Annotated in this window: 11 protein-coding genes; 6 read left to right on the top strand and 5 right to left on the bottom strand. The window is 57.7% G+C overall.

What is annotated here, in order from left to right; translation table 11 throughout:
- Nucleotides 1–42: 42 nt before the first annotated feature.
- From JCM25414_RS02705 to JCM25414_RS02690, 5 genes are read left to right on the top strand one after another with little or no spacing between them, the layout of a single operon-like run.
- Complete coding sequence (locus JCM25414_RS02705; protein ID WP_025840645.1) at nucleotides 43–2,310, top strand: TonB-dependent receptor; 2,268 nt, start codon at nucleotides 43–45, stop codon at nucleotides 2,308–2,310.
- A gap of 10 nt (nucleotides 2,311–2,320) precedes the next feature.
- Complete coding sequence (locus JCM25414_RS02700; RefSeq protein WP_025840644.1) at nucleotides 2,321–3,181, top strand: sugar phosphate isomerase/epimerase family protein; 861 nt, start codon at nucleotides 2,321–2,323, stop codon at nucleotides 3,179–3,181.
- A 1-nt stretch (nucleotide 3,182) separates the two neighbouring features.
- Entirely contained in the window at nucleotides 3,183–3,728 is a 546-nt protein-coding gene (locus JCM25414_RS24325; protein WP_242403296.1) for a 2-oxoglutarate and iron-dependent oxygenase domain-containing protein, read from the top strand.
- Nucleotides 3,695–4,216: a 2OG-Fe(II) oxygenase family protein gene (locus JCM25414_RS24320; protein ID WP_242403295.1), complete on the top strand. Its 522-nt coding sequence runs from the start codon at nucleotides 3,695–3,697 to the stop codon at nucleotides 4,214–4,216. Before JCM25414_RS24325 ends, JCM25414_RS24320 begins: the two co-directional genes overlap by 34 nt.
- Before the next feature lie 2 nt (nucleotides 4,217–4,218).
- Nucleotides 4,219–4,947 (top strand): class II aldolase/adducin family protein, encoded by a 729-nt coding sequence (locus JCM25414_RS02690; protein WP_025840643.1) that lies wholly within the window; start codon nucleotides 4,219–4,221, stop codon nucleotides 4,945–4,947.
- Nucleotides 4,948–5,159: 212 nt separating this feature from the next.
- Here JCM25414_RS02690 and JCM25414_RS26380 read toward each other — a convergent pair whose 3' ends face one another.
- The 5 genes from JCM25414_RS26380 to JCM25414_RS16410 form a co-directional block, all read right to left on the bottom strand.
- Nucleotides 5,160–5,333 (bottom strand): hypothetical protein, encoded by a 174-nt coding sequence (locus JCM25414_RS26380; protein ID WP_369345977.1) that lies wholly within the window; start codon nucleotides 5,331–5,333, stop codon nucleotides 5,160–5,162.
- Nucleotides 5,334–5,335: 2 nt separating this feature from the next.
- Complete coding sequence (locus tag JCM25414_RS26375) at nucleotides 5,336–6,298, bottom strand: TonB-dependent receptor domain-containing protein (RefSeq protein ID WP_051535642.1); 963 nt, start codon at nucleotides 6,296–6,298, stop codon at nucleotides 5,336–5,338.
- A 61-nt stretch (nucleotides 6,299–6,359) separates the two neighbouring features.
- Nucleotides 6,360–8,261 (bottom strand): TonB-dependent receptor plug domain-containing protein, encoded by a 1,902-nt coding sequence (locus JCM25414_RS26370; protein WP_369345976.1) that lies wholly within the window; start codon nucleotides 8,259–8,261, stop codon nucleotides 6,360–6,362.
- 376 nt (nucleotides 8,262–8,637) lie between these two features.
- Nucleotides 8,638–8,949 (bottom strand): MFS transporter, encoded by a 312-nt coding sequence (locus JCM25414_RS24315; protein WP_242403294.1) that lies wholly within the window; start codon nucleotides 8,947–8,949, stop codon nucleotides 8,638–8,640.
- Between the two features lie 8 nt (nucleotides 8,950–8,957).
- Nucleotides 8,958–9,866: an MFS transporter gene (locus JCM25414_RS16410; RefSeq protein ID WP_242403293.1), complete on the bottom strand. Its 909-nt coding sequence runs from the start codon at nucleotides 9,864–9,866 to the stop codon at nucleotides 8,958–8,960.
- Nucleotides 9,867–10,509: 643 nt separating this feature from the next.
- Here JCM25414_RS16410 and tkt point away from each other — a divergent pair.
- On the top strand, nucleotides 10,510–12,531 hold the full coding sequence (gene tkt, locus JCM25414_RS02675) for a transketolase (RefSeq protein WP_025840642.1): 2,022 nt from the start codon (nucleotides 10,510–10,512) through the stop codon (nucleotides 12,529–12,531).
- The last annotated feature ends 104 nt before the right edge of the window (nucleotides 12,532–12,635 follow it).

Genomic DNA, 12,635 nt, shown 5'->3' with positions numbered 1-12,635 from the left:
GCCTTTTCAATGAGAAGGAAGCCACTGACGGGAGTCCTTTTCATGACGATGCGCCTGCCCAAAGGATTTCTCCGCCTCACCAGCACAGCCCTTTCGCTCTCCGCCGGGCTGGTGCTTCTCGGCACACAGAGCGAGGTGCTGGCGGCAACGCAGAAACCGACAGCGCGCCACAGCGCGGGACATAAAGCCGGCCCACGCCACCAGCCCGTCCATGCCGCGCCCGAAGCCATTCAGGTGACCAGTTCGCGCGCCCAGCGTTTCCTGACCACAGCCGCCACGGTGAATGTCCTGACCGGGCGTGAATTGCAGGCCCTGCATATCACCAGCCCGAAAGACCTCGCCGCCTATACACCCGGACTGACGGCCGTGAACGCCACATCGGGCAGCACGCCTGTCTTTTCGATACGCGGGATCGGTCTCGATGACTATACCGGCAATAATATGGGTGGGATCGGCATTTATCAGGATGGCGTCTTCGCCCCTTATCCCGTTTTCTATACCGGCCAGATGTTCGACACCCAGATGGTCAGCGTCGAAAAAGGGCCTCAGGGCTTCGATTACGGTCGCAGCAGCACGGGTGGCAATATCAATGTCGAAACGACAAAGCCCGACGGCAAATTCGGCGGCTACGTCAACTGGGGTTACAGCAGCTACGGCACCAACACGGCGAGTGCTGCCATCAATGTGCCGATCAGCGACAGGATCCAGAACCGCACCGCTTTTTCCTATATCAATGGCGATGGCTGGCAGCGCGATATCCATACGAACAAGCGTTATGGCTCGCAGGACCAGCTCGGCCTGCGCAATCTGACACGCTTCCTGATCGATGACCGCTCCAACCTGCTGCTGAATATTCATTATACCCGTGACAAGGGCATTTCGATGTCGCCTCAGGATGTCGATGGCGATGCGGTGAACGGCTTTGCCAATGGCACGGTCGGTGTAGGCCCGAACGCCTCGTATAAGGCCGTCAATGTCGGCTCGGATCGCGTCGGCCGCAATGAGAATGGCGGCGGCGTTTCGATCAATTACACCCATGATTTCACTTGGGGGCAGTTTGTCTCCACCACGGCTTTCAACGCGTTTCGTCGCAGCGATTACGACAATTACGATGGTGAATCGATCAGTGTCGGCGACTATCACTGGAACGACACCTCGCTCGCGCAATCGCATGACATGCATCTGAAAATGGATCTGACGAAACGCTTTCATCTGAACGTTGGCGTCTATGAATCCTGGGACAAGATCAACGGCGCCTATACGAGCTATCGTTCCTATCTGCTTGGCGTGCCAAACGGCAATCTGACCGATCGCTTCGTGCAGCAGAATATTTCGACCGGGCTTTATCTCAGCACAGTGACCAATGTGCTCAAGAACCTCGACTTTATCGCCTCGGGCCGTTTTTCATGGGATGATCGCGGTTTCAATGGCGGCACGATTGACGATGCCGGCGCGCTTACAAGCAAGGGCGCCTATCTGTCGCGCCTCGACAACACCCATTCCTATGCCCGTCTGACAGGGCGCGTGGGGCTTCGCTATACGATCGTACCCGGCACGCTGGTTTATGGCACCATCTCCAATGGCTACAAGGCAGGCGCCTATTTCGCAGCCCCCGTCTCGGCGCCTCAGGCGCTGGATTATGTACGCCCTGAAAACATGATCGCTTATGAGATTGGTGCCAAGACGAGCCTTCTGCATAATCATGTGCAGATCGAAGGCGCGCTGTTCGATTACGAATATCACAACCGCCAGACGCTTTTCGTGGCCGAAATGCCGATGAACATCACCTCGCTCAGCCTCGGCCCCATCCCTAGAGCGCGCACCCGAGGCGGTGAGCTGTCGAGCACGCTGCACGATCTGATCCCCAATCTCGATCTGCGCGGCTCCTTTGCCTATCTGGATGCGCAGAATATCAGCCCGGTAAACGATATCGGCGGCCTGCCGCTGCTTTCCACCGTCAGCGCGCATTCGGTACTGCCATTCGCCCCACGCTTTTCATGGAATGCGGTCGCGCGCTACGGTATCGACATGCCGCGCGCCTATCGCCTGACGCTCCAGACCAGCTATACCTGGAAAGACAATATGCTGGTGGCGCTTGGCGACCCCAATGGCGTGACCGACAAGATCAGCTCTTTCGGCATGCGTATGGAGGTAGGGCCGAAAACCGGCAAATGGACAGCCGCTGTCTATGTCGACAACATGCTCAACAAGCACGGCAATACCTATTCCTTTACCGGGTCCGATAATTCCCGCGTGCAGTTCCTGCAAACCCCGCGCTGGGTCGGCTGTGACCTGCGCTATAATTTCTGACGGAGCCGCGATGCGCCTTGAGACCTATCGTACGCTCTGGGGCGATACCCGCCCCTGGGGCGAAAGCATCGCCGAGGCCCGCGCTGAAGGCTTTGACGGGATTGAAGGGCGGATTCCGGATCTTCAGGCACTGCCTGCCTGTAGCGAGGCTCTACTCGCTACGGGGGCTCCCTATATCGCCATCGCATTGACCGGAGGCGGCGTGGTGCCGCGTCAGGAAGCCTCACTGGACGACCATCTGACCGATCTGGACGTCGCCCTAGGCCGTGCGACCCAACTCGCACCGCGCTTCGTCAATGTTCTGGGCGGCAGTGACCGCTGGAATGCGGATAAACAGGCCGAGTTCATCTCCCGAGCCATGACTCTGAGCCAGACCTACGGCCTGACCCTCAGCTTCGAGACCCATCGTGCCCGGCTTTGCGCCACCCCATGGGTCACGCTCGAGGTGGTCGCACAGGTTCCCGACGCCCTGTTCACCGCCGATATCAGCCATTGGGTAGTCGGCTGCGAACGTCTGCTCGACGATCCCTGCGACGATTTCAGCGCGTTTATTGCCCGCGTGCATCATGTCCAGGCCCGTGTGGGCTATGATCAGGGGCCGCAGGTCTCGCATCCCGGCGCACCCGAACATGCGGCTTCCCTGCGCTTTCATCAGGGTTTCTGGCGCGCCATCTGGCAGGATCAGGCGCAGCGCGGTTATGCGCGCACGACGCTGACGCCTGAATGCGGGCCGGATGGCTATACCCATACTTTGCCCTTCACCAACCTGCCCGTTGCAGACCGTCACGAGATGAATCGCTGGCTGCTCGATGCACAACGCAGGTCTTTCGCAGGGTGCTTCCCTGCCCCATCTCCAACGAGGAGTTTCTGACATGACAGAAGAGACGTTCACGTCCATTCCGGTGATCGACATCGCCGGGCTGTATGCCGAAGACAAGGCCGAGCGTCAGAAAGTGGCCGATTCCTTGAAGCACGCCGCCGGCAAGATCGGGTTTTTCTATATTGCCGGCCATCGCGTGGCGCCTGAGCTGATCGAGAATGTGCGTCAGGCGGCGAAGGAATTCTTTGCACAGCCCTTCGAGAAGAAAATGGATCGCTATATCGGCGCTTCCGCCTCTCACAAGGGTTTCGTCCCGGAAGGCGAGGAAATCTATAACAAGTCCCGCCCGGATCATAAGGAAGCCTTCGATATCGGCTTTGAGGTGCCCGCCGATAATCCACTGGTTCAGGCTGGAACCCCGCTTCTGGGGCCGAATGACTGGCCCGAAATCCCCGGCTTTCGCGAGCGCGCCAGCGCCTATTATGCCGCCGTATTCGATCTGGGGCGCGTGTTGTTTCGCGGCTTTGCCTGGCACTCGGTCTCGACGAACACGCTTTCGATGACGTGGCGCAATTTCCCCCGTCGAAACTGCGCATGATCCATTACCCCTATGACGGCGAGGCACAGGATGCGCCGGGCATCGGCGCCCATACCGATTATGAATGCTTCACCATTCTTCTGGCCGACAAGCCGGGTCTCGAAGTGCTGAACGGCAAGGGTGAATGGATCGACGCGCCGCCCATTCCCGGCACCTTCGTCGTCAATATCGGCGATATGCTCGAGATGATGACAGCAGGTGCTTTCGTGGCGACAGCCCATCGCGTGCGCAGTGTGAAAGAAGAGCGGTATTCGTTTCCGCTTTTCTACGCCTGCGATTATCATCACGAAATCCGCCCCCTCCCCGCTTTCGAGAAAGGCGATACGGAATATGAAGCCGTAAAAATCGGCGATCATATGTGGGCTCAGGCCATGCAGACCTATTCCTATCTCATCGCCAAACGAGAACGCGGCGAGATTGCTCTGCCGGAAGGCACGCGACGCACCAACACCTTTGGCCATTTCAGCAAGACGGGGGTAACGCCGTGAGCATGCAGACGGAGCAGGAACTGCGCGAAGAGCTGGCCGCAGCCTATCGCCTCTATGCGCAATTTGATCTGACCGACATGGTCTATACCCATCTCTCCGTGCGCCTGCCGGGAGAAGGTCATCGCTTTCTGGTCAATCCCTACGGGCTGCTTTTTGAGGAGATCACGGCGAGTTCTCTGGTCGTGGTCGATTCAGAGGGCCATCCTCAGCAGGAGACGAGCTGGCCGGTCAACCCGGCAGGGTTTGTCATTCATTCTGCCGTGCATCGTGCCCATCCCGATGCCGCCTGCGTGATGCACAGCCATACCCTGGCGGGCATGGCCGTCGCCGCGCAGGAAGATGGCATATTGCCGCTTAACCAGATCAGTATGGAGTTCTACGGGCGCATCGGGTTTCACCCCTATGAGGGGATCGCGGCAGACGACAATATGAGCGAGCGCGAAAGGCTTGTGCGCGATCTGGGCGATCATATAGGGCTAATCCTGCAAAATCATGGGCTACTGACCATAGGCAGCTCGGTGGCTCAGGCCTTTTATCGTATGTATTATCTGGAACAGGCCTGCCGTGTGCAGCTGGCCGCGCAATCGGCAGGCGTGCCGCTGCACTGCCCTAGTGAAGCCGAAATCCTGCGAGCCCGCGCCCAGTTCGAGAGCGATCCCGATCAGGGCCAGATGATCTGGAAAGCCCTGCGACGCAAGCTCGACCGCGAACAGCCCGAATACAGGGAGTGAACCCGGCGCGTTCCATTTTCCCCTGAGGCAGAAGGGCGCGGTCGTGGCCGCCCCGTCCTTGGTCAACCGGATCTGTCTCCATCGCCCCCCAGATGCGGTTTGTTCAAACCACCCAGTCTGACCCGGCACCACCCTTGCGCAGAGCAAAAACATAAAAAAACCCTCCGGGCAGCTAAGCCCGGAGGGTTTTTCATTTCAGACGCTCTGGAAGTTTAGAGAACGACCTTTACACCGAACTGGAAGGAACGAAGAACGACACCGTTCTGCGACCAGGACGAGTTGTAGAGGTAGCCGCCATAGGTTCCGAAATCGTAAGGTGATTTGAAGCCAAGCAGGTTGTAGACGTTGGCATAAGCACTCCAGCGGCGGTTGAACTGGTAGTTCACCGTCAGATCGACATCCCAGAAAGCCTTGACCTTGCACTGCCCGCTCGGGACAAAGCTGCTTGAGGTAAGGGCATCGGCGCAATTGCCCGCCGTGTTCGAACCCGTCTGGTCTTCTGCCGTCGTGCGATAGCCGCTGGTGTAATAGACGGTCGCGTCACAGCCAGCTTGCGCCATGACAACGTGTTGGACCAGTTGGCGCGCCAGCGCGGGGTGCCCGAAGCAGAAACGGCGCCATAGGGACCAAGCGTTCCGGCAAAGCGATAGACCGAGCCATCAGGATTGGTCAGGTTCATGCGACGCACGAAGGTCGCGGTACCCTTGCTGTACCAATGAACTTCATGGAACACGCCGGGAAGCTGCGTATTGGCTTCGAAAGACAGATCGAAGCCGTCAGTCACAAGCTTGTTCGTGTTGACATAGCCCAGATTGATGATGCCCGGACGGAGCTGGCCGCCAGGGTTCTGCGGATCGGCGATATCCGGGGTGACCGTCACGCCTGTCGGCAGGGCTTCACCCGCGAGATAGGCATTGGCCACGTTCGTCGTACCGACCGGGTTTGGCGCGATATAGTGGTTTTTGCGAATGTAATAATAATCGGCGCTCAGGGTCAGCCAGCGCGTTGGGCGAAAAATAGGGCCACCAGAGAAGTTGGTCGCAGTTTCCGGGCGCAGATTCGGGTTACCGGCCGTGTTCGAGCCGATATAGTAGTTCTGCGCGTAGTTATTGGGCGTGCCGTTGGCGTTAAGATGCTGGCTGACGAAATTGGCATTATTGGGCGTGTAGGTCGTGTAACCGACATTCGACCCGCCAGTTTCTGCAAAGCTCGGTACGCGGAAGCCCTTAGCGAACGTGCCGCGCAAGGTCAGCTTTTCGGTTGGCTTGAACTGCACACCGAATTTCGGCGAGAAATGGCTGAAACCTTCGGAATAATGGTCATACCGGCCCGATGCGTCGGCAGTCAGCATTTTCACGATCGGCGCATTGGCCTCGAAGAAGCCCGACTCTACCAGCGGCTGCCCTGAGCGTTCACCGGGTTGATGATCCGGTGTACTGATTGGCCGGGTTGACAGTATCGAGCGGATTGGCGTTCGGATCGTTCAGCGCCTCGTATCGGATATTACCACCGATCGCGAGCTTGGCCATACCACCCGGCAGGCGGAACAGACCCTTGCTGAGGGTCGCTTCGCCCGAATATTCCTGGGTGCGCGCATTGATGACGTTGCGCGGTGCAATGGAATTGAGCACCGACTGCGAATTGGCAGACGGATCTACGAAGTTGTAGCTGCCGCTCGTGATGGCGTTCTGGATGCCGGCAATCGTGGGGACGCCCGTGATCGTCTGGTTCAGCAGCGTGTTCATACCGACGAAATTGACGTCGTAATTCCAGTCCGAACCCCAGCGCGAGGGATGCCATCCATTATAGCGCACCGAGCCACGGAAATTCTGGCTGGTATCGGTAGTCGTGGGCAGCAGATTGCCAAAACGATAATTGACCTGAGCCTGCTCGCCAAGTGCCGCATAGGGGTTGTTAGGATTGAGCGAGCCATCAGCCAGATAGACCGGCAGATAGGTGTTCTGCGCCGTAGCCAGCTTGGCCTGGCTGTAGGACGAACTGCCATAAGTCGAAGCAGGCGTGCCCGTGCTGATCGACCGTGCCTGCGACCAAGTAAACATGGCTGTCAGCTGAGAGCGCTCCGTCACATTGGCCGTGAAATGCGCGGTAGCGCTGACACGGCGCAGATCGGGCGCAAGCTGGGCATATTTCTGCGTATTCCACGAGCATGCCTGGCTTGTGCCCGTGGTTCCGGAAACAGCGCCCTGAGAGACGCCACCAAGCCCACCGCATCCGGCTTGCGGATTCAGCAACTGCCAAGGGCCCGCATTCGTACCCGTCGCCGTGACCGGACGAACAATAGCGACAGTTGAGGGAGAGAAGTTGGTGATTGCGCCGTCCGACACGATATTGGCATTGCCATTGCCGCCGCCAATGCCGGTCAGATCGCCATTGTTATAAGGCGCATTCAGCTGACGGTAATAGAGAGGGTCGTCCTGCTGATATTCCGAGTTGATATAGAAGTTATAGCCGTCCTTATGCAGGTCGCCATGACCCCAGGTGGCATAGAGACGCTGATGGCCTGCATCGCCGCGCTGGGTCAAACCGCCCTCGGCGTTGCCTTCGAAACCCTTGATCTCTTTGCGGGTGATCATGTTGACCACGCCGGCAACGGCATCGGCACCATAGGTGGCCGAACCGCCATCCTGCAGCACATCGACGCTCTGCATGATCGATTGCGGCATCCAGTTGGTATCGACGAAATTGCGCTCGCCGTCATCGGCCAGCGGATAATAGGACAGACGCTGGCCGTCCATAAGGACAAGGGTCGAGTCCGTGCTGAGACCACGAAGCGAAGGCGCAGAGGCACCGGCGGCAAATCCACCACCAGCAGACCAGGCATTGGTCAGATTGCCCGCACCGTTGGATGACAGCAACTGAAGGGCATCGGTCACGGTCTTGATGCCGCGCTGCTGCATATCCTTCATGGTAATATGCGTGATTGGCGAGGCGCTGGTGGTGTTCGGGTCGCGGAACAGCGAGCCAGTCACCATAATGGTTTCAGCACCTGCTGAAGGTGCAGCCGCAGCGGTGTTCGACACGGGAGCCGCAACCGCTTTCGCACGCATGGACCGGCTGGTCGTTGTCCTCTTGACCGTCGACTTGGCCGGGGCTTTGGCAGCGTTGGCGGGAATTGTCGATGTTTCAGGCGATGAAACAGTTTGTGCCTGTGCCTCACTCACGAAATGCAACAGGGCGATACAGGCGGTCGCTCCCATCAATCCGGTAGCGAGTCCTCGTTTCCGTCGGTTTGACGGGGCAACCATACCGCAGAGTGCTGCGGCGTTATTCGTCTCTCGATCGAGCGGCGTCATAAGGCATTCCGTCAAAGTGGGTTATTTTGCGACAAAAATCGTCACAACATTCCCATTTCGTAACGGGGTATCGTTAATGCCCGCAAGGCAGGTTACATATTTATTACATAGTTTGGCTACGGCTGTGCAACAATGTCACACTACAAGATGCGTGCCGTCCTGTACAATTAACAAGCAAAATCAATCTCTTAAATGATAATTTGGATAAGACATCCGGCTATCCCCATCCGACACAGACCGTTTCGTTAAAGAAATCACTATACAAATCCGTAATTTAACAGTCGATATTGAGACGCTTCTTCACGAGGCCAGAATCAAAAAAAGGCGGGGTATGGACCCCGCCTTTTTCGATGATGTCGTTACGCCTGAAAGAAGCCTAGTGAGCCAGCCCTTTGGCCGAAGCACGAGTAGCATGAAGATGGGCCTCCACCTCCGGGTCGAGCTTCAGGAAATAAGTCAGGATGGCGCTGATGAAGTAGATGATGGAGTAGACGATCATCACGCCGAGCACACCGAAAGAGGGCTCGAAGATATAGACGATCGCCGGACCGATCCAGACACTGGCGCCTGCACCGAGATTCAGCAGCGACATGGCAGCAGCTTTGTTCTCGGGCGCCAGGTAAGGCATCAGGGCCGAGAGCGGGACATAGCCAGCCAGGGTCATGCCGTAGAAGGCACCGGCAACCATGACGATGATCAGATGATCAGGGCCAAGCAGGTAGGAGCGAAATACAGGGCCATGGTGCTCAGGGTGGAACCGATACCGCCCATGATCATGGTCGTGTAGCGCCAGCTCAGCTTGTCGCTGATGATGCCCAGGAACAGGTTGAAGAAGATGTTGCTGATGAAGATTGCCTGCAGCACAGCCAGCCACTGACCCATGGTGAAGTGCAGCGTATGGGTAAAATAGAGCGGCATGAACACCAGGAAGCCAAATTCGGCAGAGGTGTTGATGGCACGCACGAGGCAGCCGATGCCCACCTTCGGGCGCTGCCAGCCAATGGCGAGTGACATGAACAATGTCTTCATTGCCCCCTTGCCGCTGGCTTCGACACGGGGCACGCGCTGCATGCCCAGCAGAGCCAGTCCACCGCCAAAGATAACAAAGCTGAGCGCAGCCCATAGCGTGGCATAACCACCGATAATGGGAAGAAGAATACCTGCAATGGTGGTGCCCATCGTCGGCAGGCCGGCCGTAAAGCAGAACCAGAACCAGCCGACCGCCGAGCCGAGCTTCTGTACGGGAGCCGTGCTCACGACCCAGACAAGAAAGCCGAAAGCAAAAAGCGGATAACCAAACCCGCGCAGGCCGTAGAACAGCGTGATCAGCGTCCAGGATTTCGACGGCAGGGCAAAGCCGAGAAAACCGATCTGGAAGACAATCCAGATGGCGAGGCCGATGAGCATCACTGTGCGGCTGCCCCACATCTCGGAAAGCGCACCAGAAGCCCAGGCGGAAATGGCGGCGGTCAGACCGTAGATTGTAAAGAGACCGGCGACATCGTGTTCCTGAAAACCAAGCGAAACGAGATAGGGCGAGAGATAGCCGCTCTCCACACCGTCACCGATCATGAAGAGCAGTGTTCCGACGAAACCCCAGATCATGACTGGCGGAATTCCCGCCCATGAAACGAAGCGTTCAAAAGCCGTTTTTGGTTCGATGTCTTGCAGAGTGCCGGTCGCAGACCGTGCCCCCCCGACGAATGTCCCGCCTGCCATCGTGTGTCTCCTGAGTCTTACAAAAGGCCTCTAACTGCTGGGCAGCGTGCCTGGCCCGTCTCCTTTGCGCGGGTTGGTCGGGCTCGGCAAATCACAAAAAAGAGTTATAGATACCAGATCATATGTTCGTATGAGACATTCACCCTGACAGCTTTGGTATGATAAACGTTTTTTAATGGGTTAATATAAGAACGATAGGTGAATCCATGACGGATAAAATACCGCAGTTGACATAATTTTGAATGAAACTTCATCAGGTTAATATAAATCCCGAATCTTCGAATTCATTTTGGTCAATACATACAAAACTATGCCATCACGTTTTTATGATTTATATCCATATTTTGAAAGACATATTTGATGGATAGTTGAAAATCAAAGAAGAGATCGTTCTCCTTCTCGCACTTCGCGAGAGGCCGATTTTCTCTCTGTCAAATTGTTATCATGAACAGAGTTTAATACATATCATTTCATTCGGAATTCTAACATCCACTGCCCGTCTCCGTCGGGACCAGATAAGGGTCTTCCCATGACCACACGTACCCAGCGCGCGAATGCCATTCGCATTCTCGCAATCGATGCCATCTTCAAGGCGCAATCGGGACATCCCGGCACGCCCATGGGCATGGCCGATATCTCCGAAGTGCTTTGGCGCGACGTGATGCGCTACAATCCGGACAATCCGGACTGGAGCAATCGCGACCGCTTCGTCTATTCCAACGGCCACGGATCGATGCTGCTCTATGCCCTGCTGCATCTCTCGGGCTTCGCCTTGAGCATCGACGATATCAAACAGTTCCGTCAGCTCCACTCCAGAACGCCGGGCCACCCTGAATTCGGCTATGCACCGGGCATCGAGACCACGACCGGCCCGCTCGGTCAGGGCATCGCCAATGCAGTCGGCATGGCGCTTGCCGAAAAAACGCTCGCCGCGCAGTTCAACCGGCCCGGTCTGCCGATCGTCGATCATCACACCTACGCTTATGTCGGCGAGGGCTGCCTGATGGAAGGCATCTCGCACGAGGCCTGCGCCCTCGCGGGCACGCTGGGTCTGGGCAAGCTGATCACGATCTATGATCGCAACATGGTCACCAATGACGGGCCGATCGACGGTGTCTATACCGACGACACGCGCAAGCGCTTCGAGGCTTATGACTGGCAGGTCATCGGCGAAATCGACGGTCATGACCCCGGGGCCGTTCTGGCTGCGCTCACCGAGGCACGCGCCGAAACCACGCGCCCGAGCCTGATCATATGCCGCACCACCATCGGTCAGGGCTGCTCGGAAGGCTATGCCGGCACTCACAAGGTGCATGGCGGTGTTCTGCCTGCCGATGAGATCGCGAAAATACGCGCGCGGCTGGACTGGACGCATCCGGCTTTCGAGATTCCTGAAGCGATCTATCGCGACTGGGACCACCGCCCCGCCGGGCATGAGGCAGAATCGGCATGGAACGCGCTTTTCGCCCGATACAGGGACGCACATCCCGAACTCGCGGCCGAATTCATGCGACGCCAGAACAAGGGCTTTCCCGCAAACTGGCAGAGCCTGTCGCGCGATTTCGTTCGCAGTCTTCAGGACGCACCGAAAGACATTCCGTCACGCAAGGCCTCGCAGAACGCCATCGAGGCATTTGCCCCGCATCTGCCTGAGATGTTCGGCGGCTGTGCTGACATCACCCCGAGCTGCCTGACACGCTGGTCGGGTTCATCTTCTGTCTGTTTCGATCCGGCGGGAAATTACGTCGATTACGGCGTGCGCGAATTCGGCATGGTCGCCATGGCCAATGGTATCGCGTTGCATGGCGGGCTTATTCCCTATACCGCCACCTTCCTGATGTTCATGGAATATGCGCGCAATGCCGTGCGTATGGCCGCACTGATGAAGCAGCGTCAGATCCTGGTTTATACGCATGACTCCATCGGTCTCGGCGAAGACGGGCCGACGCATCAGCCCGTGGAACAACTCGCCAGCCTGCGCCAGACACCGAACATGATCACCTGGCGCCCCTGCGATCAGGTCGAGGCCGCCATCGCCTGGGTGAGTGCGCTAGAGCGTCTCGACGGGCCGACTGCCTTTTCCCTGTCTCGCCTGCCTCTGAAACAGCATGAGCGCAACGAGGCGCAACTGCGTGATGCGTGGCGCGGTGGCTATGTGCTGTCAGACAGCACCGGCACACCCGATCTGATTTTGATCGCCACAGGGTCTGAAATGACACTGGCAATCGATTCCGCCGAGGCCTTGCGCGCGAGGGGCCTGGCCGTGCGTGTGGTTTCCCTCCCCTCGCCCGAGACTTTCGACGCACAGGACGCGTCCTATCGCGAGAGCGTGCTCCCCGATGCCGTGAGAGCGCGCGTCGCCATAGAAGCCGCCAGCACGCTCTACTGGGCACGCTATGTCGGGCTCGATGGCGATGTGGTGGGCATGACCGGTTTTGGTGAGTCCGGTCCTGCGCCGGATCTTTTCCGCCATTTCGGCTTCACAATCGAGAATGTCGTCACCCGCGCCGAAGCGGTTCTGATCCGCATCAAAAGCCGCAAGCCTATCTGATTTCTTCTTTTTCGGGCGGCGTCTCAGGCGCTGCCCCTCTTCGTGACACTGGAATACGGGATATATTTGATGGACCTTTTTGATCTTTCCGGCGACGTCGCTTT

This window comes from Asaia platycodi JCM 25414, assembly GCF_000614545.1.
Classification (GTDB): Bacteria; Pseudomonadota; Alphaproteobacteria; order Acetobacterales; family Acetobacteraceae; genus Asaia; species Asaia platycodi.
Note: the sequence above shows the minus strand (reverse complement) of the source record. Positions and strands in the feature narration are given on the sequence as shown.

Coding starts and splice junctions, on each gene's coding strand:
- JCM25414_RS26370 (WP_369345976.1), bottom strand. CDS start 8,261: ATGACGCCGCTCGATCGAGAGACGAATAACGCCGCAGCACTCTGCGGT.
- JCM25414_RS02700 (WP_025840644.1), top strand. CDS start 2,321: ATGCGCCTTGAGACCTATCGTACGCTCTGGGGCGATACCCGCCCCTGG.
- JCM25414_RS24315 (WP_242403294.1), bottom strand. CDS start 8,949: ATGGTTGCCGGTGCCTTCTACGGCATGACCCTGGCTGGCTATGTCCCG.
- JCM25414_RS26375 (WP_051535642.1), bottom strand. CDS start 6,298: ATGCTGACTGCCGACGCATCGGGCCGGTATGACCATTATTCCGAAGGT.
- JCM25414_RS02705 (WP_025840645.1), top strand. CDS start 43: ATGACGATGCGCCTGCCCAAAGGATTTCTCCGCCTCACCAGCACAGCC.
- JCM25414_RS02690 (WP_025840643.1), top strand. CDS start 4,219: ATGCAGACGGAGCAGGAACTGCGCGAAGAGCTGGCCGCAGCCTATCGC.
- JCM25414_RS16410 (WP_242403293.1), bottom strand. CDS start 9,866: ATGATCTGGGGTTTCGTCGGAACACTGCTCTTCATGATCGGTGACGGT.
- JCM25414_RS24325 (WP_242403296.1), top strand. CDS start 3,183: ATGACAGAAGAGACGTTCACGTCCATTCCGGTGATCGACATCGCCGGG.
- tkt (WP_025840642.1), top strand. CDS start 10,510: ATGACCACACGTACCCAGCGCGCGAATGCCATTCGCATTCTCGCAATC.